This is a genomic window from Blastococcus sp. SYSU D00669 (assembly GCF_054050715.1).
The window spans coordinates 37,827-62,745 of sequence record NZ_JBJGZV010000003.1 but is presented as its reverse complement, the minus strand read 5'-3'; the positions used below and the strand labels follow the sequence as shown (position 1 = coordinate 62,745).

Sequence of the window (24,919 nt, the reverse complement as noted above, 5' to 3'; positions counted from 1 at the left end):
AAACCGTCGCGACGAGTCCTCAGGAGGCCGCGATGACCGGCGTGCTCACCCCCACCGCGTCCCTGCCGCAGGAGCGGCGGCTGGTCACCGAGGTGCCGGGGCCGCGCTCGCGCGAGCTGATGGAACGGCGGACGGCCGCGGTGTCCTCGGCGGTGGGCGGCACCCTGCCGGTCTTCGTCGAGCGCGCCGGGGGTGGCGTCCTGGTCGACGTCGACGGCAACTCGCTGATCGACCTCGGGGCCGGCATCGCCGTGGTCAACGTCGGCAACGCCGCGCCGGCCGTGGTGGAGGCGGTGCAGCAGCAGGTGGCCGCGTTCACCCACACCTGCTTCATGGTCACGCCCTACGAGGGCTACGTCGCCGTCAGCGAGGAGCTCAACCGGCTGACCCCCGGGGACCACGAGAAGCGCTCGGCGCTGTTCAACTCCGGCGCCGAGGCGGTGGAGAACGCCGTCAAGGTCGCCCGGGTGGCCACCGGCCGGTCGGCGGTCGTGGTGTTCGACCACGCCTACCACGGCCGCACCAACCTCACGATGGCGCTGACGGCGAAGGCGATGCCCTACAAGTTCGGCTTCGGGCCGTTCGCACCCGAGGTCTACCGGGTGCCGATGAGCTACCCGTTCCGCGACCCGGAGGGCATGACCGGCGCCGAGGCCGCGGCCCGGGCGCTGGCGCTGGTCGAGAGCCAGATCGGTGCGGCCAACGTCGCCGCGGTGCTGATCGAGCCGATCCAGGGCGAGGGCGGCTTCGTCGTCCCGGCGCCGGGCTTCCTGCCGGCGCTGGCGGAGTGGTGCCGGCAGGCCGGGGCGGTGTTCATCGCCGACGAGGTGCAGACCGGCTTCTGCCGCACCGGCGACTGGTTCGCCGGCGAGCACGAGGGCGTCGTCCCCGACCTGGTGACGACGGCGAAGGGCATCGCCGGCGGACTGCCGCTGGCCGGGCTGACCGGCCGCGCGGAGCTGGTGGACGCCGTCCACACCGGCGGCCTGGGCGGCACCTACGGCGGCAACCCGGTCGCCTGCGCGGCGGCGCTGGCGTCGATCCGCACGATGCGCGAGCAGGACCTCTGCGGTGCCGCGCGCGGGATCGAGGCCACGACGCTGCCCCGGCTCCGGTCGCTGCAGGAGCGGTTCCCGGCGATCGGCGACGTGCGCGGCCGCGGGGCGATGCTCGCGGTGGAGCTGGTGAAGCCCGGGACGCTGGAGCCGGACGCCGCGCTCACCGGCCGCGTGGCCAAGGCCTGCCACGCCCGCGGCGTGCTCGTCCTGACCGCGGGCACGTTCGGCAACGTGCTGCGCTTCCTGCCGCCGCTGGTGATCGGCCAGGACCTGCTGTCGGAGGCGCTCGACGTCCTCGGGGAGGCCTTCGCCGCCGAGGCCGGCTGACCGACCTCGCCATGATCACGGGCGACCGGGCCGGGTCAGACGGCCTCGGCGGTCTCCACCGGCTCGTCGATGGCGGCGAGCCGCTCCAGCGGCAGGTCGAGGGCGCGGGCCAGCGCCGCGACGGTGAAGAAGGCCGGCGTGGGCACGCGGCCGGTCTCGATCTTGCGCAGCGCCTCGAGGCTCACGCCGGACGCCGCCGAGATCTCGCCCGGGCTCCGTCCGCCACGGGCCGCGCGCAGGAGGGCGCCCAGCCGGCGGCCGCGTTCGCGTTCGGCGGCCGTGAGCGGCGGTCGGACCATGGCGTGATACTAATACCGGGATAGGAATACCACCCCGGAGGGACGGTCATGGTCGAGCTGCGGACACCCGGCGAGATCGACGCGATGCGCGCGGCGGGGGAGGTGGTCGCCCGGGTGCTGGCCGCGGCGCGCGCCGCCGTCGCCCCGGGGGTGCGGCTGCGCGAGCTCGACGACGTCGCCCGCAGCGTCCTCGCCGACGCGGGCGCGACGTCGCCGTTCCTGGGCTACCAGCCGCACCGCTCGATGCCGCCGTACCCCGGCGTCATCTGCACCTCGGTGAACGACGTCGCGCTGCACGGCATCCCGTCGGCCCGGCGGCTGGCCGAGGGCGACCTGCTCAGCATCGACGCCGGCGCCACCCTCGACGGCTGGGTCGGCGACTCGGCGATCTCGCTGACCGTCGGGACGGGCGCCCCGGCGGACCTCGCCCTGATCGACACCACCGAGCGGGCGCTGGCGGCCGGTATCGCCGCGGCGGTGCCCGGCGGCCGCCTCGGGGACGTCTCGGCCGCGATCGCCGCCGTCGGCCGCGCCGCCGGCGTCGGCATCGACCCCTCCCACGGCGGGCACGGCGTCGGCCGCCGCATGCACGAGGAGCCGCACGTCGCCAACGAGGGCCGCGCCGGCCGGGGCCTGCGGCTGCGCGCCGGCCTGGTCATCGCCATCGAGCCGTGGTTCATGGCCGGCGGCGACGACACCTCCTGGATCGATGACGACGGCTGGAGCGTGCGGACCTCCGACGGCAGCCGCGCCGCGCACGTCGAGCACACCGTCGCCGTCACCGACGACGGACCGCGCGTGCTCACCGCCGCGGGGTCAGCCGCCCTCGCGCATCCCCCATGGTGAGCCGTAGGCGGTGAGCAGGTCGAGGAACGGCACCGCGTCGAGCGCCTCCGGGCCGAGCACGCCGCTCCCCTGCCAGGCGCCGGTGGCCAGCAGCTCCATCGCCACGACCGGGTTGACCGCGGTCTGCCAGACCACCGCCTGGGCGCCGTACTCGCTCATCGACCAGGCGTTGTCGACGACGTGGTAGAGGTAGACCTCCCGCGGCCGTCCGTCGGTCCCGGTGCCGCGCACCCACAGCCCCGCGCAGGTCTTGCCCTCCATCAGCTCCCCCAGACCCGCCGGGTCGGGCAGGCAGGCGGCGACGACGTCGCGCGGTGAGACCTCCACGCCCCCGACCCGCACCGGCGTCGTCGAGTCCAGCCCGAGCTTGTGCAGGGTCTGGAGGACGTCGATGAACTCCTCGCCGAGGCCGTACTTGAAGGTCACCCGCCGGGCGTCGACCCAGCGCGGCATGAGGAGCACCTCCTCGTGCTCCACGTTGACGCACTCGACCGGCCCGATGCCCTCGGGGAAGTCGCAGACCTCCGGCTCGCTGAAGGGCGCGGTGGTGAACCAGCCCTTGTCCTTCTCCCACACGACCGGCGGGTTCAGGCACTCCTCGATCGTCGTCCAGATGCTGAAGGACGGCGCGAAGTCGTACCCGCGGACGGACAGGTCCGCCCCGTCCCGCACGCCGAGCTCGTCGATGGTCGAGAACAGGTGGTCGGCCGCGTAGCGGGCGAAGACGTCGGAGAGGCCGGGCTCCACGCCGATGCCCACGAGCGCCAGCTGCCCGTGCGCCTCCCACTCGCCGGCCAGCGCGAACTGCTCGTCGCCGAGCTTGACCCCGGTCAGCTCGTACGGCCGCTCAGGGTGCGGTCGGGACAGCGACATCGCCATGTCCAGGTACGTCGCCCCCGCCTCCAGCGCGGCCCGGAACAGCGGCATCACGAAGCGGGGGTCGGTCGCGTTGAGCAGGACGTCGCACCGGTGCTCGGCCAGCAGCGCGCGGACAGCGGCCTCGTCGGAGGCGTCGACCCGGGCCGCGGTGAACCGGGGGTCGGCCACCGCGGCGACCGCCTTCTCCGCCCGGGCCGGGTCGTGGTCGGCCACCACCATCGCCTCGAAGAAGTCGCGGCGGGTGGCGATCGCGGTGACCGCGCCGCCGACGCCGCCGGCCCCGACCAGCAGGATGCGCATCGTTCTCCTCCGTTGCTTTTCCGTGGTGATGCACAGTCGTAGCACGCGGAACGCTTGCGTACGGAGCGTTTGACTGCGATAACCGTCGGATGAGCCAGCAGCACACGCAGGCGGAGGCCCCCGCCGAGCTCCGGCACAACGCGATCGGCTTCGTCGACGCCCTGGTCATCGGTCTGGCGTCGACCTCGCCGGCCTACTCCCTGGCTGCGGTGATCGGCGCCGTGGTGGCGCTGGTCGGGGTCCACGCGCCCGGGGTCTTCCTGGCGTCGTTCGTGCCGATGCTGCTCATCGCCTCGGCCTTCTACTACCTCAACCGGGCCGACCAGGACTGCGGGACGACGTTCTCCTGGGTCACCCGCGCCATGGGGCCCTGGGTCGGCTGGCTCGGCGGCTGGGCGATCGCCCTGACCGGCGTGCTGGTCATCGGCTCGCTGGCCGAGGTCGGCGTCCGCTACGGCCTCCTCGCCCTGCAGCTGGACGGCCTGGCGGAGAACACGTTCGTCCTGCGCGCGCTCTCCGTGCTGCTGATCCTCGTGATGACGGCGGTCTGCGTGCTCGGCACCGAGATCAGCGCCCGGCTGCAGAACGTGCTGATCATCCTGCAGATCCTCAGCCTGCTGGTGTTCGCCGTGGTGGCCATCGTGAAGGGCCTGTCCGGCGACGCCGTCGAGGGCGGGGGTCTGTCGCCGGAGTGGAGCTGGCTCAACCCGTTCGGCGCGGGCGGCGGCGCCCTCACCGGCGGCCTGCTGCTCGGCGTGTTCATCTACTGGGGCTGGGAGTCGGCGGTCAACCTCACGGAGGAGACCAAGGACTCCTCGTCCACCCCCGGGCGCGCGGCGATCGTCTCGACCGTCGTCCTGCTGGTCACGTACCTGGGGGTCGCCTACGCCGTCCTGATCTTCGCGGGACCGGGCTTCCTCGAGGCCAACGCCGCCGAGGAGGACTTCATCTTCGCGCTGCTGGCCGGTGACGTGCTCGGCGGCTGGGACTGGGTGCTGCTGCTCGCGGTCGCGACCTCGGCGGTCGCCTCGACGCAGACGACGATCCTGCCCGCCTCGCGCACCGGCCTGTCGATGGCCCGGCGGCACGCCCTGCCGCACGGCCTGGCGCGCATCCACCCGCGCTTCCGGACCCCCGACGTCTCCACCTGGTGGGTCGCCGGCATCGCGATCGGCTGGTACCTGCTGGTCAGCTGGATCAGCGAGAACGCGCTGTTCGACTCGCTGACGGCGCTGTCGCTGCTGATCGCCTTCTACTACTCGCTCACCGGCATCGCCTGCGCCGTCTTCTACCGCCGCGAGCTGACCCGCAGCGTCAAGGACTTCGTGCTGATCGGCGTCGGCCCGGTCATCGGCTCGGCGCTGCTGATCTGGCTGCTGGTCGAGTCGATCGGCGACCTCGCCGACCCGGCGAACTCCTACACCGGCGCGGCCTGGCTCGGCGTCGGCCCGCCGCTGGTCATCGGGGTCGCGATCTTCGTCATCGGCGTGGCCTTCATGCTGTTCTGGCGGGTGCGCGACGGCCGGTTCTGGCGGGAGCGGCCGACGACGTCGGACCGCATGCACGCCGACATCGCGGCCGGCCGCTCCGGCGCCGCCGTCGAGGACCCCGCGCCGTGACCCACCCGACCCCAGCGGAGGAGAACCGGTGAGCATCGTCCTGGGCTACGACGAGTCCCCCGGGGCGCGGCGGGCGCTGGACCTGTCGATCGACCTGGCCGCCCGGCTGGGCGAGCCGCTGGTGCTGGTGTTCGGCGCCGCGCCGCCCGGCATGGTCGGCGAGGAGGCCGGCGAGCACTACAAGGCGCTGGCCGAGATCGGTCAGGCCGCCGCCGGACAGGCCGTGCGGACGGCGGAGGCGGCCGGGGTGAGCACGGTGGTCGAGGTGCTGCCGGCCAAGCCGGTGGAGGCGCTGCTCGACGCCGCCGACCGGCACGACGCGCGGGTCATCGTGGTGGGCACCCACGGCGAGACGCCGCTGCGCGGGGCGTTCCTCGGCTCGGTGTCGCACAAGCTGCTGCACCTGTCCGACCGCCCGGTGCTCGCCGTCCCGCCCGAGCGCGCCTAGGCCCGGTCGTCACAGCCGGGTCCAGGCCTCCGTCAGGACCGAGCGCAGGACCTGCTCCATCTCGTCGAACTCGGCCTGGCCGCAGATCAGCGGCGGGGCGAGCTGGATGACCGGGTCGCCGCGGTCGTCGGCGCGGCAGTAGAGGCCGGCGTCGAACAGCGCCCCGGACAGGAACCCGCGCAGCAGCCGCTCGGACTCGGCGTCGTCGAAGGTCTCCTTGGTCGTCTTGTCCTTGACCAGCTCGATGCCGTAGAAGAACCCGTCGCCGCGGACGTCGCCGACGATCGGCAGGTCGAGCAGCTTCTCCAGCGTCGTGCGGAAGGCGCCCTCGGTCTCGAGCACGTGCCGGTTGAGCCGCTCGTCGTCGAAGATGCCGAGGTTGGCCAGCGCGACGGCGGCCGAGACGGGGTGGCCGCCGAACGTGTAGCCGTGCGGGAAGCTGGTCGCCCCCTGCAGGAACGGCTCCACGACCCGGTCCGAGGCGATCATCGCGCCGATCGGCGAGTAGCCCGACGTCATGCCCTTGGCGCAGGTGATCATGTCGGGCACGTAGCCGAACTTGTCGCAGGCGAACGTCGTGCCGAGCCGGCCGAAGGCGCAGATCACCTCGTCGCTGACGAGCAGGACGTCGTGCCGGTCGCAGATCTCGCGGACCCGCTCGAAGTAGCCGGGTGGGGGAGGGAAGCAGCCGCCGGCGTTCTGCACCGGCTCGAGGAAGACGGCGGCGACCGTCTCGGGGCCCTCGAACAGGATCGCCTGCTCGATCTGGTCGGCGGCCCAGCGGCCGAAGGCCTTGGGGTCGTCGCCGAACACGGGCGCCCGGTAGATGTTTGTGTTCGGCACCCGGAACGTGCCCGGCACCAGCGGCTCGAAGTCGGCCTTGAGCGCCGGCAGCCCGGTGATCGACAGCGCGCCCTGCGTCGTCCCGTGATAGGCCACAGCCCGGCTGATGACCTTGGTCTTGAGCGGCTTGCCGACGAGCTTGAAGTACTGCTTGGCGGCCTTCCACGCGGTCTCGACGGCCTCGCCGCCGCCGGTGGTGAAGAAGACCCGGTTCAGGTCGCCGGGCGCCGCGGCCGCGAGCCGCTGCGACAGCTCGATCGCGGCCGGGTGGGCGTAGGACCAGAGGGGGAAGAAGGCCAGCTGCTCGGCCTGCTTCGCCGCGGCCTCGGCGAGCACCGTGCGGCCGTGGCCTGCCTGGACGACGAAGAGCCCGGCCAGCCCGTCGAGGTAGCTGCGCCCGCGGTCGTCGAAGATCCGCGCCCCCTCGCCGCGCACGATCACCGGCGGCGGGGCGTCGGTGTAGGCGCCCATCCGCGAGAAGTGCAGCCACAGGTTGTCGGCGGCGCCCGGGCCGAAGGGCGAACCGCCGGGCGTGACGTCCTGCTCGGTCGTGGTCATGTGCGGATCCCGTCGTCCGGAGGGCCTTGCAGCACTGGGATCGTAGCGATCGGGCGCCTCAGCCGACGAGGTCGTTGCCCGCCGCGCGACGGGCGCGGTAGGCGGCCACGTGCTCCCGGTTGGCGCACGCCCCGTCGCAGAAGCGCCGGGACCGGTTGCGCGTCAGGTCCACCAGCACGTCGCCGCAGCCCTCGCGGGCGCAGGTGCGCAGCCGGTCCAGCTCGCCCGCCCGGACGAGGTCGGCCACGGCGAGGGCGGCCTCGACGGCCATCCGGTCGGCCAGCGGCGCGTCCGGGTCGGTCGCGTGCAGGTGGTAGGGCCAGCCGCCGTGCCGGACCAGCTGGGGTAGCGCCCGCGCGTCGCGGAGCAGCCGGTTGACGACGGCGACGACCTCGTCGACGTCGCCGGACCACAGCCGGCGCAGCTCCGGCCGCAGCCGCCGGATCTCGGCCACCTCGGCCTCGTCGCCGCGGATGGCGCCGGTCCACTCCCAGCGGTCGAGGAACCGGGCCAGGGCGGCCGGGTCGGGCAGCTGCTCGCCGGCGGACCCGGCCGTGTTGACCAGCGCGGCGGCCGCGGCGAGGCCGACCTCGGTGTCATGGGCGAACGGCACGGTTGCTCCTGACATCTGCTAGCGTCCGACGTGTCAGGATCGTACGTCGGTTAGCCCCTGACAGGAGGAGTGCGGCATGGCCCGGGTGCGCGGCTGGTCGGGACTGGCCATGGCGGTCGGCTCCGGCGCGGCCTTCGGGACGTCGGGGGTGCTGGCCCGGTCGCTGCTCGACAGCGGGTGGTCGGCGGCCTCGGCGGTCACCGTGCGCGTCGCCGTCGCGGCCCTGGCGCTGACCGTCCCGGCGGTCCTCCTGCTGCGGGGCCGGTGGGCGCTGCTGGTCCGCAACGTCCCGGCGGTGCTGGCGTTCGGCCTCGTCGCGGTGGCCGGCTGCCAGCTGGCGTACTTCCTGGCGGTGTCCCGCCTGTCGGTGGGCGTCGCGCTGCTGCTGGAGTACTCCGGCGTCGTCCTCGTCGTCCTGTGGACGTGGCTGCGCTCCGGCCGCCGGCCGTCGACGACGACGCTGGTCGGGGTCGCGGTCGCGGTGGCCGGCCTGGCGCTGGTCCTCGACGTGCTCGGTGACGTGCGGGTCGACCCCGTCGGCGTCGTGTGGGGTCTGGTCGCCGCCGTCGGGCTGGCCGTCTACTTCGTCGTGTCCGCCCGCACCGACGACGCGCTCCCGCCGCTGGTCACCTCGTGGGCCGGGATGGCGGTCGGCGCGGTCGTCCTCGGCCTGGCCGGGCTGGTCGGGGTCGTCCCGTGGGCGGTGACCGGCGCGCCGGTGGAGCTGGCGGGGCAGCGGACGTCGTGGCTGGTGCCCGTCCTCGGCCTGGGGCTCGTCGCCGCGGCCCTCGCCTACGTGCTCGGCGTGGCCGCCGTCCAGCGCCTCGGGGCGCGCCTGGCCTCCTTCGTCGGGCTGACCGAGGTGCTGTTCGCCGTGCTGTTCGCCTGGCTGGCGCTGGGGCAGCGGCCCGGCCCGCTGCAGCTGGCCGGAGGCGCGGTGGTGCTCGCCGGCATCGTGCTCGTCCGGCTGGGCGAGCGGTCACCGGAGGCGGTCGTGGAGATCCCCGACCCCGTGCCTGCGCGCTGAACGGCGGGCGCGGAGCCCGGGGGAGCGCGGCTCAGCGCCTGCGGCGGCGGCTGCCGCCGTGCCAGTCCTCCTCGCGCCCGACCTCGCCGGGTCGGACGCCGAACGCCGGCAGCTGCGGCCGCTCCCGCAGGCTGCGCTTGAGCTCCGCGAACCCGGGGAAGCCGGCGAGCGCGACCACGTGGTCCCACAGCTCGACGGCGTCGTCCTCGTCCGGCAGCCGGCTGATGACCGGGCCGAAGAACGCCACGCCGTCCGGCGGGCGGAAGTGCAGGATCGGTGTCCCGACGTCCTTGCCGGTGAGGCCCAACGCCTCGTCGGTCTCGGCGCGGATCTCCGCGTCCCACGCCTCGTCGAGCAGCGCGCCGGCCAGGTCCGCCGGCAGGCCGGCCTCCGCGAGCGCCGGCGCGACGAACCCGGGGGTGTCCCGCTGCTCCCCCGCCCGCCACTCGCCGCGGTCCACTTCGAAGACGTGCCGGCCCAGGACCTCGTACAGGCGGCCCACGGCGTCGCGCCCGTGCTCTGCCCGCGTGCGGGCCGCGACCCGCAGCAGCCGCAGGCCGGCCGTGTGGCCGGCCTCGTACTCGGGTGGGAAGTGCGCGTCGTAGTCGACGTGGGCGTTGAGCAGCCGCAGTGAGACGAACCGCCAGTCCACCGCGTGGTCGCGGCGCGCCGCGACCACGCGCACCCACTTCGACGTCATCCAGGCGAACGGGCAGACGCGGTCGAAGTAGAAGTGCAGATCGGCGTCGGTCACGCCGGGGGGCCTGCCCACGGCCCGCCTCGGCGAACCACGCCGTCAGGCGAGCAGCGACTCGATCGCGGTGCGCACCTCGGGGGCGTCGGGCTGCGTCTTCGGGCGGAACCGCGCGACGACCTCGCCCCGGGCGTCGACGAGGAACTTCTCGAAGTTCCACCGGACGTCGCCGGCCTCGCCGGACGCGTCGGTGCTGCCGGTCAGCCGCTGGTAGACCGGGTGTGCGCCGTCGCCGTTGACCTCGATCTTCTCGGTCAGCGGGAACGTGACGCCGTAGGTCGCGGAGCAGAAGGCGGCGATCTCCTCGGCGCTGCCGGGCTCCTGCCCCAGGAACTGGTTGCACGGGAAGCCGATGACGGTGAACCCGCGCGGCCCGTACTCCTCCTGCAGCGCCTCGAGCTGCGTGTACTGCGGGGTCAGGCCGCACCTGCTGGCCACGTTCACGACCAGCGCCGGGCGGCCGCCGGTCAGCTCGCCGAACGTCGTCTGCTCGCCCTGCAGCGTGGTCACGGGCACGTCGAGGAGGTCGCTCATGCCCGGCGCAGCACCTCGACCGGCGCCGCTATTCCAGGCTGCTGGCGTCGTCGGGCACGTCGACGGCGTGCTGCCGCAGCGCCTCGAGCGGCACGACCTCGAGCGCGCGCTCGTTGGTGGCGGCCAGGACGACGCCGGCGGCCACGCCCGCCTGGTAGGCCTGCAGCCACCGCGCCGCCACCACGCACCACCGGTCGCCCGGCCGCAGCCCGGGGAAGGCGAACTCCGGCCGCGGCGTGGTCAGGTCGTTGCCCAGCTCGCGCTGCACCGCGAGGAACTCGGCCGAGACGACGACGCACACGGTGTGGCTGCCCAGGTCCTCGGGCCCGCTGGAGCACAGCCCGTCGCGGTAGAAGCCGGTGACCGGGTCGGTGCCGCACGGCTGCAGGGGGTCGCCGAGGACGTTGCGCTGCTCGGTCACGGGCGCTCCTCGCGCGGGGCCGCCATCGGGATGTCGACGGGCGACACATGATGGCATCGTGCGGGCGTGACCGACGCGCCCGAGGTGCTGTGGCGGCCGACCCCGGAGTCGGCCCGTGCCAGCCGCATCGCCCGCTTCGCCGCCCGCGTCGCGGAGCGGCGCGGACTCGACTTCGGCGATCCGCCCGACTACGACGCCCTGTGGCGCTGGTCGGTCGAGCACCTCGACGCGTTCTGGGCCGAGGTGGCCGACTGGAGCGGCGTGCTGCCCGGCGTCGGGGACGACGAGGTGCTCGCCGACCGCCGGATGCCCGGCGCCGTCTGGTTCCCCGGCCGCACGCTCAACTACGCCGAGCAGGCGCTGCGCCACGAGGGCACGGCGCTGATCGTGACCGCCGAGGACGCCGGGCCGGCCGAGGTGACCTGGGAAGAGCTGCGCGGGCAGGTCGGCGCGTTCGCCGCGACGCTGCGCCGCCTCGGCGTCCGCCCGGGCGACCGGGTCGCCGGCTACCTGCCGAACGTGCCGGAGGCCGTGGTCGCGTTCCTCGGCGCGGCGTCGATCGGCGCGGTGTGGTCCTCCTGCGCACCGGACTTCGGCACCCGCGCCGTCCTCGACCGGTTCGCCCAGATCGAGCCCGTCGTCCTCGTCGTCACCGACGGCTACCGCTTCAACGGCAAGGACCACGACCGGCGCGACGTGGTGGCGCAGCTGCGCGCGGGCCTGCCCACCGTGCGGACGACGATCGCCGTCCCGCGGCTGCACCCCGGCGAGGTGCCCGACGGCGCCCTGCCGTGGGCCGAGGCGGTGGCCGGGGTGCAGGACCCGGAGTTCGCGCCGCTGCCCTTCGACCACCCGCTGTGGATCGTCTACTCCTCGGGCACCACCGGGCTGCCCAAGGGGATCGTGCACGGGCACGGCGGCGTCGTGCTCGAGCAGATCAAGGCGGCCCAGCTGCAGATGGACGTCGGAACGGGCGACCGGTTCTTCTGGTACAGCTCGACCGCCTGGATCATGTGGAACATCTCGACGTCGGCGCTGCTGTCGGGCGCGACGGTGATCGTGCACGACGGCGCCCCCGCGTACCCCGCCGTCGACGCCCAGTTCGCCCTGGCCGCGCGCACCGGCATGACCTACCTCGGCACCAGCGCCGGTTACCTGACCGCGTGCGAGAAGGCGGGGATCCGGCCGGGGGAGACCCACGACCTGTCCGCGCTGCGCAGCATCGGGTCCACCGGGTCGCCGCTGCCGGCGGCGGCGTTCCGCTGGGTCTACGAGGCGGTGAAGCCCGACGTCGTGCTGGGCTCGCTGTCGGGCGGCACCGACGTCGCCACCGGGTTCATCGGCAGCTCACCCCTGCTGCCGGTGGTCGCCGGCGAGCTGCAGCGGCCGAACCTCGGCGTCGCCGTCGCCTCGTGGGACGAGGCCGGCCGGCCGGTGGTCGGCGAGCTCGGCGAGCTGGTGGTCACCGAGCCGATGCCGTCGATGCCGCTGTACTTCTGGAACGACCCCGACGGCAGCCGCTACCGGGAGGCGTACTTCGAGCCGTGGCCCGGCGTCTGGCGGCACGGCGACTGGCTGGAGTTCACCGAGCGCGGCACCTGCGTGATCACCGGCCGGTCGGACTCCACGCTCAACCGCGGCGGGGTGCGCATGGGGACGGCGGACATCTACGCGGCCGTCGAGTCGATCCCCGCCGTCCTGGACTGCGTCGTGCTCGGCGTGGAGCAGCCCGACGGCGGCTACTGGATGCCGCTGTTCGTGCAGCTGGCGCCGGGGGAGGAGCTCACCGACGACCTGGTCGACGAGATCAGGACCGCGATCCGGACGACGGCCAGCCCGCGGCACGTGCCCGACGAGGTGATCGCCGTGCCCGGGGTGCCGCACACCCGCACCGGCAAGCGGCTGGAGGTGCCGCTCAAGCGGCTGTTCCAGGGGGTCGACCCGGCGAAGGCGGTCAACCCCGGCGCCGTCGACGACGCCGCGCTGGTCGACCACTACGTCGAGCTCGCCCGGCGTCGCCGCGGCTGACCGCGTCCTGCGCCGAGAGCGGGGAGAAGGGACCGGAGAGGGCGGCCCACTGGAGGAGCAGCATGGTCTTGGCGTCGGCGATCTCCCCGGTGCCGACCATCGCCAGCGCCGCCGCGAACGGCAGCTCGACCACCTCGATGTCCTCGCCCTCGTCGGCCAGCCCGCCGCCGGCGCCGGTGCGGTCGGCCGGCGTGTACGGCCCGGCGTAGCAGTACAGCCGCTCGGTCACCGATCCCGGGCTGGTCCACGGCGCGAAGACCAGCGTCAGCGGACCCACCTCGACGCCCAGCTCCTCGGCGGCCTCCCGGCGGATCGCGGTCTCGGGGTCGTCGTCGTCCAGCAGCCCGGCGGCGGTCTCGACGAACATCCCGTCGGGGTGGCCGTTGACGTACACCGGGAAGCGGAACTGGCGGGTGAGCAGCACGGTCCCGCGCGCGACGTCGTGGAGCAGGACCGTCGCGCCGTTCCCGCGGTCGTAGGTCTCGCGCCGCTCGGTGGTCCACCGGCCGTCGCGGTGCCGCTGGTCGAACGTCGTCCGGCGCAGCACGTGCCAGCCGCTGGCCAGCAGCTCGACGTCGCGGACGACGACGTCGGGGTTGCCGGCCAGGTCGCGGCCCACCCGGTCGAGCCCCGTGCGGCCGCGGGCGTCGGGGACGTCGACGCCGGGGGTGCTCACGACGCCCCCGGCACGTCGGCGGGATCGGTCCACACCGGGATCCCGCGGGCGCGGGCCAGCTCGACCATCTCGTCGGAGCCGGCCGACGCCCCGGGCAGCCGCAGCACGCCGTCGACGCGCGCCACCAGCCGGCGGCCCACCGGGTGGAACACCTCGTCGAAGGCGGCGTCGCCCACCCGGGTGGAGCCGGCCAGCTCGGCCAGCGGCAGCGCCAGGTCCTCGCCGTTCACCGCGAGGTGGCCGGCCCGGAACAGGTCGAGGGTCGCCTGCTGGATGCGGCGGTGGTTGGCCGCGATCTTGCCGGGGTCGTCGCCGGTGCCGCTCCGGTAGGGGCCGGCGACCAGGATCATCAGGCTCATGCGCAGGTGACCTCCACGTCCGCGTCGTCGAGCGCGGCGAGGGTCTCCTGCGCCGCGGGGGTGAGGCGGGGGTCGCGGGCGCTGGCGTCGGTCACCAGGCGCTCCGCCGCCCCCAGGTCGGCCACGCGGGCGAACGCGCGGACGCCGAGCTTCGACGCGTCGGCGACGACGAGGGTGCGCGCCGAGGCGCGCAGCCCGGCCTGCTTGACCGCCGCGTCCTCGAGCGTGAACTCCGACCAGCCGGCGGCGGTGATGCCGCCGATCGACATCACGAACACGTCGAAGGAGAGCGTCGCCAGCACCGCGGTCGCCGCGGGGCCGGCGATGCTGCGCTCGCCGGGGCGCACCTCGCCGCCCACCACCAGCAGCCGGATGCCCGGCTGGTCGGCCAGCACCTCGGCCACCGGCAGGCTGAGCGCGGCGACGGTCAGCGGCGCCCGGTCCACCAGTGCGCGGGCGACGTGCACCGTCGTCGTCCCGGCGTCGAGCAGCACGGTCGAGCCCGGCTCGACCAGCTCCGCCGCGGCCCGGCCGATCCGGTCCTTGAGGCCGGCCTGCCATCCGGCCCGCGCGGCGAAGCCGTTCCCCGGCGCGTCGACCGCGACCGCGCCGCCGCGGACCCGGCGGACCAGACCGCGCTGCTGCAGCTGGTCGAGGTCGCGGCGGACGGTCATCTCGCTGACGCCCAGCCGGGCCGCGAGGTCGCCGAGCGTCGCCGTCCCGGCGTTGCGGACCAGCCGCAGCGTCACGTCGAGTCGCTCGGGCACCGCCATGCCACGATTCTCACATGCTTTTGATAGATTTGTGAAGAGCTTGTCATCGCATGGCGTCGATCACGATCGCGGGTGACCGGAGCCGGCGCGGGGAACGTCCCGTGCCGATCACGTCTTCGGCGAGGAGGACGAGGCCATGACCTCGACGGACGAGACCTGGGAGCCGCAGCCGCCGGTGCTGCTGCCGCCGTGGCACACGCCCGAGCGGGAGAAGCTGCAGGAGCAGGCCCGCCGGTTCGCGGTGGACGAGGTGCTGCCCGTCGCGAACGAGCTGGACCCGCGGAAGGGCGAGATCCCGGCGTCCCTGCTCGGGCGGCTGGCCGAGCTGGGCTACTTCGGCATCACCGTGCCGGAGGAGCACGGCGGCCTGGGGCTGGGGGTCTTCGAGTACTGCATGGTCTCCGAGGAGCTGGCCCGCGCCTGGATGAGCACCGCCAGCATCCTGGCCCGCTCGCAGGGCCTGGGGACGGCGGTGGCCGACCCCGACCGCCGCGCCGAGCTGCTGGGCCGCAGCGCCCGCGGCGACTGGATCGGCGCCATCGCGCTGTCCGAACCCGACGCGGGGTCCGACCTCGCCGGCGTCTCCACCCGCGCCGTCCTCGACGGCGACGAGTGGGTGGTGACCGGCCGCAAGCGCTGGTGCGGCAACGCCAAGGCGGCCGACTTCATCCAGGTGCTCGTCCGCGAGCGCGACCCCGAGCCGGGGGAGTCCCGCTCGAAGGGCCTGGTCAACCTGCTGCTGGAGAAGGAGCGCGGCGAGTTCCCGGAGGGCCTCACCGGCTACCCGATCGACAAGGTCGGCTACCACGGCTTCCTCACCTGGGACCTGACCTTCGACGGCGTCCGGATCCCCGGGGACAATGTCATCGACGAGGCGCGGGCCGCGCGGGAGGACAGCGACGAGGAGGGCGAGGCGGCCAGGCAGGCCGGGTTCGCCGAGGCGCAGAAGTTCCTCAACACCGCCCGCGTGCACACCGCCGCCCGGGCCGTCGGCCTGGCCCGCGCCGCGCTCGAGGACTCGATCCTCTACCTGCAGGAGCGCGAGCAGTTCGGCCACCCGATCGGCGACTTCCAGGCGCTGCGCTTCGCCGTCGCCGAGATGGCCGCGCAGGTCGAGCAGGCGCGGACCTTCTACCGCCAGGTCGCCCACCTCATCGACCTGGGCATCCGCTGCGAGAAGGAGGCCTCGATGGTGAAGCTCGAGGCCACCGAGATGGCCGTGCGGGTGACCAACCAGGCGATGCAGCTGCACGGCGGCAACGGCTACACCACCGAGCGGCAGGTGGAGCGGCACTGGCGCGACGCCCGGCTCACCACGATCTTCGAGGGCACCAGCGAGATCCAGAAGCGGATCGTCAGCGACCGCCTGCTCCCCCGCAGCCCGCTCGCCTGAGCGGAGTCCCACGGCGCGGCGGCCCCGTCTCGGGTCCCGCGCTGAGCGTGCGAAGGGTGGGGAGGACGGGGTCCTTCGACCACTAGCGTCGGGACCGTGCGGTGGGGGCTGGTCGGGGCGAGCGACATCGCCGCGGGCTCGATCATCCCGGGCATCCGCGCCCAGCCGGGCGGCCGCGTCGTCGCCGTGCACAGCCGGTCGGCCGAGCGGGGCGCCGAGTACGCGCGGCGGCACGGCATCGAGCGCAGCCACGACACCCTCGACGCGCTGCTCGCCGACCCCGAGGTCGACGCCGTCTACGTCAGCACCACCAACGACCGGCACGCCGCCGAGGCGATCGCCGCCGCACGCACCGGCCGGCACGTGCTGTGCGAGAAGCCCCTCGCGCTCACCCTCGCCGACGCCCGCGCGATGGTCGACGCCGCGGCCGCCGCGGGGGTGGTGCTGGCCACCAACCACGGCCGCCGCAACGACCCCGCGCTGCGCACCGCCCGCGACCTCGTCCGGGCCGGCGCCCTCGGCACACCCCGGGCGGCCCGCACGACCACCGCCGTCCTGCTGCCCGAGCGGCTGCGGGGCTGGCGGCTGCAGGGCGGCGCCGGCGGCGGGGTGGCGCTCGACCTGCTGGTCCACGACGCCGACACGCTCCGCTTCGTCCTCGACGACGACGTCGCCGCGGTGCAGGCCGCCGCGGCGGCGCACGGCACGGGCGAGGACCCCGCCGACGACGTCGTCGCCGGGGTGCTGACCACCGCCGGCGGCCTGCTCGCCTCGTTCCTGTGCTCCTTCGCCACCCCGCACGGCGCGAGCGTCCTGGAGGTGTTCGGCGAGGACGCCGCGCTGCGCGCCGAGCGGGAACCGGGCCGGCCGCCGTCCCTGCTGCTGCGCACGCCCTCCGGCGAGGAGGAGGTGGCCCTGCCCGGGGCCCCGGCGGTCGGCGTCGCTACCGTCGCGGCGTTCGAGGCGGCCGTCCGCGGCGAGGGCGCGCCCACGGCCACCGGCCAGGACGGCGTCGCCTCGCTCGCGGTCGCGCTGGCCGCGCGGGAGTCCGCGCGGACCGGCGCCCGGGTCGCCGTCGGTTAGTCCTGCCGCCGCGCCGCGAGGGCGCGGTCGACCGCCTCGGCCGACAGCACCTCCTCCAGCGCCGATCGGGCGGCGCCCACCACCCCGGCGCGGGCGCCCAGGCCGCTGGCCACCACCCGCAGCCCGCGGGCGGCCTGCGGCTGGGTGCGCTGGTAGAGCCGTTCCCGGACGGCGCCGACGAAGTGGTCCTGCACCAGCCCGAGGTCACCGCCGAGGGCGAGGATCCGCGGGTTGAGCAGGCTCACCGCGGTCGCCAGGACGTCGCCGATCATCAGCCCGGCCTCGCGGACCAGGCGGGTCGCCTCGGGGTGGCCGCCCAGCGCCAGGTCCACGACCGACCGGGTGTCCGGGGCGTCGACGCCCACCTCGCGCAGCGTGCGGGCCAGCGCCCGCCCGCTCGCCGACGCAGCCAAGCAGCCGCGCGCCCCGCACACGCACAGCGGGCCCTCCTCCGGACTGGTGATCCGGACGTGGCCGATGTCGCCCTCCGCGGCGTCGGCGCCGCGCAGCACCGCGCCGTCGACCACCATGCCGGCGCCGATGCCGGTCGCGACCTTGACGAACAGCAGCGGGGAGGCGTCGGGGTGCTCGCTGTGGAACTCGCCGAAGGCCATGGCGTTGGCGTCGTTGTCGACGACGCAGGGGACGCCGAAGCGCTCGGCCAGGGAGTCGCGGACCGGGTGGCCGTGCCAGCCCGGCATGACCGAGGTGTGCTGCACGACGGTTCCCGTGGCCACGTCGACCGGGCCCGGCACCCCGACCCCGAGGCCGAGCACCCGGCGGGACGCCACGCCGGCGCTCTCGAGCATGGTCCGCCAGCGGTCCTCCACCCAGGCCAGCACCTTCTCCGGGCCGTCGGCGAGGACGAGGTCGTGCACCTCCTCGGCGAGCGGGAGGCCGGCCAGGTCGGAGACGGCCAGCGTCGCGTGCGCGGCGCCGAGATCGGCGGCGAGCACGACGCCGCCGGAGCCGTCGAGGCTCAGCACCTGCGAGGGGCGGCCGCGGACGCCGGACTCGCGGCCCGACTCGCGCAGGTAGCCGGCGTCGACCAGCTGGTCGACGCGGGCGGCCACGGTCGAGCGGGACAGGCCGGTGAGCTCGATCAGGTCACCCCGGGTGCGAGCCTTGCCGCGGCGGATCAGATCGAGCAGGTGACCCGCACGCTCGGCGCGCTCGACCAGTTCCTCACCCCTTCTCGGCGCCGGCGGTCAGGCCGCCGGTCAGCAGCCGCTCGCTGGCGAAGAACAGTATGACGATGGGGAGGGTCAGCACGACCGAACCCGCCATCAGGACCGTCGTGGGGATCTCGATGCTGCCGGCCAGCTGGGACAGGCCCAGCGAGACCGTCCACCGGTCGCGGTCCTCGACGAGGAAGAGCAGCGCGAACAGGAACTCGTTCCACGCGATCATGAAGATGAACAGCGCGTTGGACAGGATCGCCGGCATCGCCAGCGGCAGGGTGATCTTGCGCAGGATGGTGAGCCGGCTGGCGCCGTCGACCGCCGCCGCCTCCTCGATGCTGGCCGGCACGGTCTGGAAGTAGTTCCGCAGCGTGTAGATCGACACCGCGACCGTCTGCGAGACGTAGACCAGCACCAGCGCGGCCAGCGAGCCCCGCAGCCCGATCCGGGTGAAGAACACGAACAGCGGGACGGCGAGCAGGATGGCCGGGAACAGGTAGACCGACAGGAACAGGACGCTGACCTGCCGCCGGCCGGGGAACTGCAGCCGGGCGATCGCGTACGAGCCGAGGATCGCGAACAGCAGCGTGACCAGGACGGTGCCGAGCGCGATCAGCCCGCTGTTGCGGATGAACCCGAGGAACCCCTGTCCGCCGTCCTCGGTCGAGGCGAGCACCTCGCGGTAGGTGGCGGCCGTGAGCTCCGAGAGCGTCGGCCACAGCCGGCTGGGGTCCTGGACCAGCGAGCTCAGGTCCCGGAACGACAGCAGCACCATGTAGTAGAAGGGGAACAGGGTGAACAGCATCAGGAAGACGATCACGACCCAGCGCAGGACCCCGAACACCCGCGTCTCGACCGAGTAGCGCGACCACCCCTGCGGGCGCGGCGCGCGGGGCGGCGGCCCGGCGGGCGCGGTCGGCACGTCGGCCGGGACGGTGGAGACGCCGCCCATCAGGCCACCTCGTCCTTCGCCGCGAACCGGTAGTAGACCGTGACCAGCACCGTGAGCACCGCGGCCAGGACCAGCGCCTGGGCGGAGGCGGCACCGATGTCCCCGCGGCTGACCAGGTAGTCGAAGACCCGCACGCTGATCACCTCGGTGCCGGCGCCGCCGCCGGTGAGCAGGTAGATGTCGTCGAAGTTGTTGAACGTCCAGATGAAGCGCAGCAGCGCCAGGACGGCGATGGTCGGCAGCAGCTGCGGCCACACCACGTGCCGGAAGACCTGCGTCGGCGTGGCCCCGTCGACGCGGGCGGCCTCCTCCAGCGTCGCGGGGGCGGCCTGCAGCCGGGCGGTCAGGAAGAGGAAGGCGAACGGGAACGAGCGCCACATCTCGAAGACGATGACCGTGAGCAGGGCCCACGGGCGCTCGGAGAGGAAGGCGATCGGCTCGTCCCAGCCGAGCAGCCCGGTGCCGACCTCGTTCACGATGCCGAACTGCGGGTTGAGCATCACGCCCCACACGAACGTCGCGGCCACGACCGGCGCCACGTAGGGCAGCAGCAGCGACGCCCGGACGAACGTGCGGCCGCGGAAGGGTGCGCGCAGGGCCAGCGCCGCGACCAGGCCCAGCCCGATCGCCGCCACCGTGCCGCCGGTGGCGTAGACGAGCGTGGTGACCAGGGAGCTCCAGAAGCCGGGCGAGGTGAACACGTCGACGAAGTTGTCGAGCGTGTAGTCGCCGAACAGCCCCGCGCTGCGCAGCCGGATCAGCCGCAGGTCCTGGAAGGCCAGCACGATCGTCCAGAGGATCGGCAGCACGACGAGGACCAGGACCACGACGACGGTCGGCGAGATGAGCGCCAGGCCGAAGCGCGCGTCGCGCCACTGCTGCAGGTTCCGGCGGCCGCGGGCCTTCTCCCCGCGGCCGCCGGACGGCGCCCCGGTCGGGACGAGCGGTCCCCCGGTCAGCCCGGTCTCGGTGCCGGTCATCGCAGGTCAGTCCAGACCGTCGGCGATCTCCTGGAGCGCGTCGGCGGCCTGCTGCGCCGCCTCCTCCGGGCTGATCTGCCCGCCGGTCATGGCGGCGATCGCCTCGGGCACGGGCAGCTCACCCAGGGATGCGCCGATCAGTGCCCCCTGGCCCTGGGAGATGCCCCACGGTGCGATCGTGTCCGGGGCCTCCTGCAGGGCGGTCAGCACGTCCTGCGAGTAGAAGTCCGAGAGCGGCGCCTTGGTGTCGACGCCCGCGGGGAGGGTGGCCCAGGCGTCGATGTAGCGGGTCGGCTCGTCGGCGGTGCCCTGGCGGGTCGGCACCTTGCCCTCGGGGGCGAAGCCGATCCACTGCTCGTAGCCCTCCTCCATCATGTAGGCCACGAACTGCTGGGCGGCGTCGGCGTCGGCGTCGACGGTCACCGCCCACGAGACGACCTCGCCGAACTGCGCCCCCTCGTCACCGTCCGGCCCGGTGATCGTGGTGACCACGCCGCTGTTGCGCGCCAGGAACGCGGGGTCGGCCGTGCACTCCGCGCAGCTCGGCAGGGCGTCGTTCCGCAGGCCGGCCATCTCGTCGAGGATGAACGACGACCACACCACCATCGCGGCCTGACCGGCGAAGTAGGCGGCCCGGGTGGTGTCGACGTCCTGCGCGCCCGCGACCGAGTACTGGGTGATCAGGTCGTTGTAGAACTCGAAGGCGGCCACGCACTGGTCGCTGCCCATCTGGATCTCGCCGTCCTCGTTCACCATCTGGCAGCCGTTGCCCAGGGCGAGGTGCTCGAAGGTCTGCTGGGTGAACGGGTCGCCGGGCACGTTCGCGCCGGTGAAGCCGGCCACCTCCGGGGTGTCGAGCGCCTGTGCCGCGGCGAGGATGTCCTCGTAGCTCTCCGGCGCCGCGAGGCCGGCGGCGTCGAAGAGGTCCTTGCGGTAGACGAGCAGCTGCGCCCAGCCGTCGCTGGGCACGGCCAGCTGGCTGTCGCCGTCGCGCGTCAGTTCCAGCGACTGCTCCGAGAAGGTGTCCTCGCCGAGTTCCTCGACGACGGCGGCCGCCGCGTCGGGGTCGTGCAGCTCGTTGGCCGCCAGCGCCTGGACGCCGGCCAGCGACAACGCCCCGATGACGTCGGGGAGCTCGTCGGCGGCCGCGGACGAGGTGAGCAGCTGGTTGTACTGGTCCTCGGCGACACCGACCAGCTCGACCTCGATGCCGGTCTCCTCGGTGAACGCCGCGGCGATCTCCTCCTGGACCTCCAGCCGGTCGGGCAGGTTCTCCAGGGTCCAGACCGTCAGCGACCCGTCACCGCCGCCGCCGTCACCGCCGCCCCCGCCGTCGTCGGACCCGCAGCCGGCGATCAGGGCGGCCGCACCGGCCACCGCGACGGTCGCACGGAGTCGACGCTTCGCTGCGCTCATGCCGTTCTCCTCCTGCTGGGAGCTGCCGGTACCGCGGACAGTAGCGGTCGCCGGTGTTCCGTACATCACAAACGAGACACGACAGTTATGTAGTGCAGATGCGCGTAATGCGTCAAGAAATCGGCGTAAAGTAGTTGCCGGGCATGCCGATGTGGCTGCCATGACGCAGAAAGAGCGGGAGGCGAGCGCCGCCGTGGGCACTCCGACGAAGGCAGCCGTGCGCCCCGTGCCGGTCGGCCGGCCGCCCCGCAGCGGGACCGCCGTCCTCGAGCGGCCCGTCGTGGTCAGCTTCACCGGCCCGCGCAGCGTCGCCCTGGTCGAGGAGGACGCGGCCGTCCTCCGGCCCGGGACCGTGCGGGTGCGCACCCTCTATTCCGGCATCTCGGCGGGCACGGAGATGACCGCCTACCGCGGCTCCAACGTCTACCTCACCAAGCAGTGGGACCCCGAGCAGCGGCTGTTCACCGAAGGTGGCCGCAGCTTCGAGTACCCGGTGACCGGCTGGGGCTACAGCGAGGTCGGCGAGGTGGTGGAGGTCGCCGACGACGTCGCCGATCCGCGCCCGGGCGACGTCGTGTACGGCATCTGGGGCCACCGCAGCGAGGCCGTGCTGCCCGCCGAGAAGCTGGCCGGCCGGCAGCTGCCGCCCGGGGCCGACCCGGTGGTCGGCGTCTTCGCGCGGGTGGGCGCCATCGCGCTCAACGCCGTCCTCGCCGCCGGCCTGCACCTCGGCGAGACCGTCGCCGTCTTCGGCCAGGGCGTGATCGGCCTGCTCGCCACGCGCCTGGCCGCGCTGTCGGGGGCCCGTGTCATCGCCGTCGACGGCATCGCCCCCCGCCTCGAGCTGGCCACCCGGCTGGGTGCCTCGCTGACCCTCGACCCCACCGACGAGGCCATCTCCGTCGCCGAGTGCGTCAAGAGCTACGCGCGCGACGGCGCCGACGTCACCATCGAGCTCTCCGGCTCCTACCGGGCCCTGCACGAGGCGGTGCGCTCCACCGCGGCCGGCGGCCGCGTGGTGGCGTCCGGCTTCTACCAGGGGGAGGGCCTCGGCCTGCACCTCGGCGAGGAGTTCCACCACAACCGGATCCAGATCGTGTCCTCGCAGATCGGCGGCGTGCCGTCCGGCCTGGGGGAGCGGTGGACGCCCGAGCGGCTGCACCGCGTCTTCATGGGCCTGGTGGTCGAGGGCCGGATCGACGTCGCCTCGCTGGTCTCCCACGTCGTGCCCTGCCAGGACGTGGAGGAGGCCTACCGGCTGCTCGACGAGCGCCCGGCCGAGACCCTGCAGACGGTGCTCGACTTCCGCGCGGTCGGCCCGGCCCGGGCCGACCTGGAGCGCGCCTCGTGAAGCTCGCCGTCCAGGAGCAGGTGCTCCCCGGCGCGACCCTGCAGGAGAAGTGGGACACCGCGCTGGCCTGGGGCTTCGACGCCATCGAGCTGCGCGGGCAGGGCGACCACGCGCTGCGCGAGCGGCTGCCGCAGCTGCGCGCCGCCCAGCGCGACGGCGTCGTCCTGCCGACCGTCTGCGTCGAGATGGACCACTTCATCGGCGACTTCGACGCCGACCGCCGCGCCGACGCGCTGGCCAACATGACCAGCCAGGTCGAGGTCATCGGCGCGCTCGGCGGCGTCGGCGCCATGACCCCGGCCTCGTGGGGGATGTTCTCCCGCCGGCTGCCCCCGTTCACCCCGCCCCGCTCGGAGGAGGAGGACCGCGAGGTCCTGCTCGACGCGCTGGCCCGGCTCGGCGCGGTCGCCGAGCGGGCGGGGACCCGCATCCTGCTCGAACCCCTGAACCGCTACGAGGACCACATGGTGAACACCCTGGCCCAGGCCGCCGAGCTGGCGGAGGCCACGGGACTGAAGAGCGTGCAGGTGGGTGCCGACACCTACCACATGAACATCGAGGAGGCCGACCCGCCGGGCGCGCTGCGCGCCGTCGCCGGCCGCCTCGGCCACGTGCAGCTCTCCGACAGCAACCGCCTGGAGCCCGGCGCCGGGCACGTCGACTGGGCCGCGCACCTGCGCGTCCTGGACGCCGTCGGCTACGACGGCTACCTGGCCTTCGAGTGCCGGCTCTCCGGCGACGCCGCTGCGGCGCTGCCCCGGGCCACCGCGCTGCTGAGGAGCCTCGCGTGACCGCCACCCACGACGTCGCCCTCGACTGGGCCGCCGACGCCGTCCTCGGGGAGACCGGCGTCCGGGGCGCCGAGCTGGCCGCCCGGGCCGCCTACGCCCTGCGGGCGAACAGCGCCGGTGCGATGACCAAGGCCGCGCCGCACCTCTACCCGCACCAGTGGAGCTGGGACGCCGCGTTCGTCTCGGTCGGCATCGCGCACCTCGACCCCGGCCGCGCGTGCGCCGAGCTCGACCACCTGTTCAGCGGGCAGTGGACGACCGGCATGGTGCCGCACATCGTCTTCGACCCCGACGAGCACCACTACTTCCCCGGCCCCGACCGCTGGGGCTGCCAGGTGAGCGACGCGGCGCCGACGGCCCCGCGCACCAGCGGCATCTGCCAGCCGCCGGTGCACGCGCTGGCCGTGGAGCGCATCGTCGCCATCGCCGAGAGCCACGGGCCGGCCGCCGTCGAGCACGTGCGCGCCTGGCTGCCCGGCGCCTACCGCAGGCTCCTGGCCTGGCACCGGTACCTGGCGTCCGCGCGCGACCCCGGGGGCACCGGCCTGCTCACCGTGTACCACGGCTGGGAGGGCGGGATGGACAACTCGCCCCGCTGGGACGGGCCGTACTCGCGGGTCGAGGTCGCCGCCGACCTGCCGCCGTACCAGCGCCGGGACACCCGGATCGTCACCGACACCAGCCAGCGGCCGACGCAGCTGGAGTACGACCGGTACCTGACCAGCGTCGAGGAGCTCAAGCGGGCCGGCTACGACGACGCCCGCATCCGGGCGACGGCCAGCTACCTCACCACCGACGTCTTCATGTCCGCGATCATGGCCGCGGCGAGCGCCGCGCTCGCCCGGATCGCCCGGTCGCTGGGTGCGCCCGAGGTCGCCGAGCTCGAGGAGCACGCGGCGCGGTTCCGGGCCGGCGTCGCGGCCAGCGTCGACCCCGGGCTCGGGCTGGCGCTGGACACCGACCTGCGCACCGGCGAGCCGCTGCGCGTGCAGACCGTCGCCGGCTTCGCCCCGCTGCTGTGCGGCGGCCTCGACGAGCCGGCCGAGCACGCGATGGTGGAGCTGCTGCGCTCGGCCGACTGGACCGGCCACCCCGCCCTGCGGCACGCCGTCCTGCCGACCACCAGCCCCACGTCGCCGGACTTCCGGCAGCGGGCCTACTGGCGCGGACCGAGCTGGCCGGTGGTCAACTGGCTGTTCGTCTGGATGCTGGAGCAGCGGGGGCTGACCGACGTGGCGGCGCCGCTGCGCCGGGCGTCGCTGGACCAGCTCGCCGAGGGCTCGCTCGCGGAGTACTACGAGCCGTTCACCGGGGAGCCGCTGGGCAGCGCCTGCCAGTCCTGGACGGCGGCCGCGGCCCTCGACCTGCTGCTCACCTGAGCGTGTGGAGTCCCACGGCGCGGAAACACTG

25 protein-coding genes are annotated in these 24,919 nt (G+C 74.3%); 11 read left to right on the top strand and 14 right to left on the bottom strand.

Annotation, left to right across the window (positions count from 1 at the left end; translation table 11 throughout):
• Positions 1 to 32 precede the first annotated feature (32 nt).
• Positions 33 to 1,385, top strand: a complete 1,353-nt coding sequence (gene gabT / locus ACI8AF_RS03700; RefSeq protein WP_456538312.1) for a 4-aminobutyrate--2-oxoglutarate transaminase — start codon at positions 33 to 35, stop codon at positions 1,383 to 1,385.
• A 35-nt stretch (positions 1,386 to 1,420) separates the two neighbouring features.
• On the opposite strand, the gene ACI8AF_RS03695 is transcribed toward gabT, so the two are convergent.
• Positions 1,421 to 1,684 (bottom strand): helix-turn-helix domain-containing protein, encoded by a 264-nt coding sequence (locus tag ACI8AF_RS03695; protein ID WP_456538311.1) that lies wholly within the window; start codon positions 1,682 to 1,684, stop codon positions 1,421 to 1,423.
• A gap of 48 nt (positions 1,685 to 1,732) precedes the next feature.
• Between ACI8AF_RS03695 and map the strand changes: the two genes are divergently transcribed.
• On the top strand, positions 1,733 to 2,530 hold the full coding sequence (map, locus tag ACI8AF_RS03690) for a type I methionyl aminopeptidase (protein WP_456538310.1): 798 nt from the start codon (positions 1,733 to 1,735) through the stop codon (positions 2,528 to 2,530).
• Here map and ACI8AF_RS03685 read toward each other — a convergent pair.
• The gene (locus ACI8AF_RS03685; RefSeq protein WP_456538309.1) at positions 2,501 to 3,709 is read right to left on the bottom strand and encodes a saccharopine dehydrogenase family protein; all 1,209 of its coding nucleotides are present in this window, start codon (positions 3,707 to 3,709) and stop codon (positions 2,501 to 2,503) included. The two genes, map and ACI8AF_RS03685, sit on opposite strands and share 30 nt — an antisense overlap.
• Before the next feature lie 89 nt (positions 3,710 to 3,798).
• On the opposite strand from ACI8AF_RS03685, the gene ACI8AF_RS03680 reads away from it, so the two are divergent.
• Positions 3,799 to 5,328: an APC family permease gene (locus ACI8AF_RS03680; RefSeq protein ID WP_456538308.1), complete on the top strand. Its 1,530-nt coding sequence runs from the start codon at positions 3,799 to 3,801 to the stop codon at positions 5,326 to 5,328.
• Positions 5,329 to 5,356: 28 nt separating this feature from the next.
• On the top strand, positions 5,357 to 5,776 hold the full coding sequence (locus ACI8AF_RS03675) for a universal stress protein (protein WP_456538307.1): 420 nt from the start codon (positions 5,357 to 5,359) through the stop codon (positions 5,774 to 5,776).
• A 9-nt stretch (positions 5,777 to 5,785) separates the two neighbouring features.
• Here ACI8AF_RS03675 and ACI8AF_RS03670 read toward each other — a convergent pair whose 3' ends face one another.
• Both ACI8AF_RS03670 and ACI8AF_RS03665 read right to left on the bottom strand, forming a co-directional pair.
• The gene (locus tag ACI8AF_RS03670; protein ID WP_456538306.1) at positions 5,786 to 7,177 is read right to left on the bottom strand and encodes an aspartate aminotransferase family protein; all 1,392 of its coding nucleotides are present in this window, start codon (positions 7,175 to 7,177) and stop codon (positions 5,786 to 5,788) included.
• A 58-nt stretch (positions 7,178 to 7,235) separates the two neighbouring features.
• The gene (locus ACI8AF_RS03665) at positions 7,236 to 7,790 is read right to left on the bottom strand and encodes a CGNR zinc finger domain-containing protein (protein ID WP_456538305.1); all 555 of its coding nucleotides are present in this window, start codon (positions 7,788 to 7,790) and stop codon (positions 7,236 to 7,238) included.
• A gap of 76 nt (positions 7,791 to 7,866) precedes the next feature.
• Here ACI8AF_RS03665 and ACI8AF_RS03660 point away from each other — a divergent pair, with 76 nt between their 5' ends.
• Positions 7,867 to 8,817 (top strand): EamA family transporter, encoded by a 951-nt coding sequence (locus tag ACI8AF_RS03660; protein ID WP_456538304.1) that lies wholly within the window; start codon positions 7,867 to 7,869, stop codon positions 8,815 to 8,817.
• A 31-nt stretch (positions 8,818 to 8,848) separates the two neighbouring features.
• Here the strand turns inward: ACI8AF_RS03660 and ACI8AF_RS03655 are convergent, their stop codons facing one another.
• Genes ACI8AF_RS03655 through ACI8AF_RS03645 form a run of 3 tightly spaced genes read right to left on the bottom strand, consistent with a single transcriptional unit; the run spans position 8,849 to position 10,526 of the window.
• Complete coding sequence (locus ACI8AF_RS03655) at positions 8,849 to 9,571, bottom strand: mycothiol-dependent nitroreductase Rv2466c family protein (RefSeq protein WP_456538303.1); 723 nt, start codon at positions 9,569 to 9,571, stop codon at positions 8,849 to 8,851.
• Between the two features lie 42 nt (positions 9,572 to 9,613).
• On the bottom strand, positions 9,614 to 10,105 hold the full coding sequence (locus tag ACI8AF_RS03650; protein WP_456538302.1) for a glutathione peroxidase: 492 nt from the start codon (positions 10,103 to 10,105) through the stop codon (positions 9,614 to 9,616).
• A gap of 28 nt (positions 10,106 to 10,133) precedes the next feature.
• Positions 10,134 to 10,526, bottom strand: a complete 393-nt coding sequence (locus tag ACI8AF_RS03645) for a DUF2237 family protein (RefSeq protein WP_456538301.1) — start codon at positions 10,524 to 10,526, stop codon at positions 10,134 to 10,136.
• 66 nt (positions 10,527 to 10,592) lie between these two features.
• Here ACI8AF_RS03645 and ACI8AF_RS03640 point away from each other — a divergent pair, with 66 nt between their 5' ends.
• The gene (locus tag ACI8AF_RS03640) at positions 10,593 to 12,554 is read left to right on the top strand and encodes an acetoacetate--CoA ligase (RefSeq protein ID WP_456538300.1); all 1,962 of its coding nucleotides are present in this window, start codon (positions 10,593 to 10,595) and stop codon (positions 12,552 to 12,554) included.
• Here ACI8AF_RS03640 and ACI8AF_RS03635 read toward each other — a convergent pair.
• The 3 genes from ACI8AF_RS03635 to ACI8AF_RS03625 are packed head-to-tail and all read right to left on the bottom strand — an operon-like array spanning position 12,481 to position 14,362.
• On the bottom strand, positions 12,481 to 13,230 hold the full coding sequence (locus ACI8AF_RS03635; RefSeq protein WP_456538299.1) for an NUDIX domain-containing protein: 750 nt from the start codon (positions 13,228 to 13,230) through the stop codon (positions 12,481 to 12,483). The genes ACI8AF_RS03640 and ACI8AF_RS03635 overlap by 74 nt on opposite strands.
• Positions 13,227 to 13,589, bottom strand: a complete 363-nt coding sequence (locus tag ACI8AF_RS03630; protein ID WP_456538298.1) for a DUF4406 domain-containing protein — start codon at positions 13,587 to 13,589, stop codon at positions 13,227 to 13,229. The genes ACI8AF_RS03635 and ACI8AF_RS03630 overlap by 4 nt, the downstream gene beginning before the upstream one ends.
• Positions 13,586 to 14,362, bottom strand: a complete 777-nt coding sequence (locus tag ACI8AF_RS03625) for a DeoR/GlpR family DNA-binding transcription regulator (protein WP_456538297.1) — start codon at positions 14,360 to 14,362, stop codon at positions 13,586 to 13,588. The genes ACI8AF_RS03630 and ACI8AF_RS03625 overlap by 4 nt, the downstream gene beginning before the upstream one ends.
• Before the next feature lie 136 nt (positions 14,363 to 14,498).
• Between ACI8AF_RS03625 and ACI8AF_RS03620 the strand changes: the two genes are divergently transcribed.
• Positions 14,499 to 15,755 carry an acyl-CoA dehydrogenase family protein gene (locus ACI8AF_RS03620; RefSeq protein WP_456538296.1) on the top strand — a complete coding sequence of 419 codons (1,257 nt, stop codon included), beginning with the start codon at positions 14,499 to 14,501 and terminating at the stop codon, positions 15,753 to 15,755.
• 96 nt (positions 15,756 to 15,851) lie between these two features.
• A complete protein-coding gene (locus tag ACI8AF_RS03615) occupies positions 15,852 to 16,838 on the top strand; it encodes a Gfo/Idh/MocA family protein (RefSeq protein ID WP_456538295.1) in 987 nt (328 codons plus the stop codon).
• On the opposite strand, the gene ACI8AF_RS03610 is transcribed toward ACI8AF_RS03615, so the two are convergent.
• Genes ACI8AF_RS03610 through ACI8AF_RS03595 form a run of 4 tightly spaced genes read right to left on the bottom strand, consistent with a single transcriptional unit; the run spans position 16,835 to position 21,367 of the window.
• Positions 16,835 to 18,019 (bottom strand): ROK family protein, encoded by a 1,185-nt coding sequence (locus ACI8AF_RS03610; protein WP_456538457.1) that lies wholly within the window; start codon positions 18,017 to 18,019, stop codon positions 16,835 to 16,837. The genes ACI8AF_RS03615 and ACI8AF_RS03610 overlap by 4 nt on opposite strands.
• 4 nt (positions 18,020 to 18,023) lie before the next feature.
• Positions 18,024 to 18,971: a carbohydrate ABC transporter permease gene (locus ACI8AF_RS03605; protein ID WP_456538294.1), complete on the bottom strand. Its 948-nt coding sequence runs from the start codon at positions 18,969 to 18,971 to the stop codon at positions 18,024 to 18,026.
• Positions 18,971 to 19,951, bottom strand: a complete 981-nt coding sequence (locus ACI8AF_RS03600) for a carbohydrate ABC transporter permease (protein ID WP_456538293.1) — start codon at positions 19,949 to 19,951, stop codon at positions 18,971 to 18,973. Before ACI8AF_RS03600 ends, ACI8AF_RS03605 begins: the two co-directional genes overlap by 1 nt.
• 6 nt (positions 19,952 to 19,957) lie before the next feature.
• A complete protein-coding gene (locus ACI8AF_RS03595; protein ID WP_456538292.1) occupies positions 19,958 to 21,367 on the bottom strand; it encodes an ABC transporter substrate-binding protein in 1,410 nt (469 codons plus the stop codon).
• A 160-nt stretch (positions 21,368 to 21,527) separates the two neighbouring features.
• Between ACI8AF_RS03595 and ACI8AF_RS03590 the strand changes: the two genes are divergently transcribed.
• From ACI8AF_RS03590 to ggh, 3 genes are read left to right on the top strand one after another with little or no spacing between them, the layout of a single operon-like run.
• A complete protein-coding gene (locus tag ACI8AF_RS03590) occupies positions 21,528 to 22,718 on the top strand; it encodes a zinc-dependent alcohol dehydrogenase (protein WP_456538291.1) in 1,191 nt (396 codons plus the stop codon).
• Positions 22,715 to 23,509, top strand: a complete 795-nt coding sequence (locus ACI8AF_RS03585) for a sugar phosphate isomerase/epimerase family protein (protein WP_456538290.1) — start codon at positions 22,715 to 22,717, stop codon at positions 23,507 to 23,509. Before ACI8AF_RS03590 ends, ACI8AF_RS03585 begins: the two co-directional genes overlap by 4 nt.
• Entirely contained in the window at positions 23,506 to 24,888 is a 1,383-nt protein-coding gene (ggh, locus tag ACI8AF_RS03580; protein WP_456538289.1) for a glucosylglycerate hydrolase, read from the top strand. Before ACI8AF_RS03585 ends, ggh begins: the two co-directional genes overlap by 4 nt.
• Positions 24,889 to 24,919: the final 31 nt, after the last annotated feature.

Bases quoted from the DNA above. Each gene is read 5' to 3' on its own strand.
- gabT (WP_456538312.1), top strand. From the start codon at position 33: ATGACCGGCGTGCTCACCCCCACCGCGTCCCTGCCGCAGGAGCGGCGG.
- ACI8AF_RS03695 (WP_456538311.1), bottom strand. From the start codon at position 1,684: ATGGTCCGACCGCCGCTCACGGCCGCCGAACGCGAACGCGGCCGCCGG.
- map (WP_456538310.1), top strand. From the start codon at position 1,733: ATGGTCGAGCTGCGGACACCCGGCGAGATCGACGCGATGCGCGCGGCG.
- ACI8AF_RS03685 (WP_456538309.1), bottom strand. From the start codon at position 3,709: ATGCGCATCCTGCTGGTCGGGGCCGGCGGCGTCGGCGGCGCGGTCACC.
- ACI8AF_RS03680 (WP_456538308.1), top strand. From the start codon at position 3,799: ATGAGCCAGCAGCACACGCAGGCGGAGGCCCCCGCCGAGCTCCGGCAC.
- ACI8AF_RS03670 (WP_456538306.1), bottom strand. From the start codon at position 7,177: ATGACCACGACCGAGCAGGACGTCACGCCCGGCGGTTCGCCCTTCGGC.
- ACI8AF_RS03660 (WP_456538304.1), top strand. From the start codon at position 7,867: ATGGCCCGGGTGCGCGGCTGGTCGGGACTGGCCATGGCGGTCGGCTCC.
- ACI8AF_RS03650 (WP_456538302.1), bottom strand. From the start codon at position 10,105: ATGAGCGACCTCCTCGACGTGCCCGTGACCACGCTGCAGGGCGAGCAG.
- ACI8AF_RS03630 (WP_456538298.1), bottom strand. From the start codon at position 13,589: ATGAGCCTGATGATCCTGGTCGCCGGCCCCTACCGGAGCGGCACCGGC.
- ACI8AF_RS03625 (WP_456538297.1), bottom strand. From the start codon at position 14,362: ATGGCGGTGCCCGAGCGACTCGACGTGACGCTGCGGCTGGTCCGCAAC.
- ACI8AF_RS03620 (WP_456538296.1), top strand. From the start codon at position 14,499: ATGACCTCGACGGACGAGACCTGGGAGCCGCAGCCGCCGGTGCTGCTG.
- ACI8AF_RS03605 (WP_456538294.1), bottom strand. From the start codon at position 18,971: ATGGGCGGCGTCTCCACCGTCCCGGCCGACGTGCCGACCGCGCCCGCC.
- ACI8AF_RS03600 (WP_456538293.1), bottom strand. From the start codon at position 19,951: ATGACCGGCACCGAGACCGGGCTGACCGGGGGACCGCTCGTCCCGACC.
- ACI8AF_RS03595 (WP_456538292.1), bottom strand. From the start codon at position 21,367: ATGAGCGCAGCGAAGCGTCGACTCCGTGCGACCGTCGCGGTGGCCGGT.
- ACI8AF_RS03590 (WP_456538291.1), top strand. From the start codon at position 21,528: ATGACGCAGAAAGAGCGGGAGGCGAGCGCCGCCGTGGGCACTCCGACG.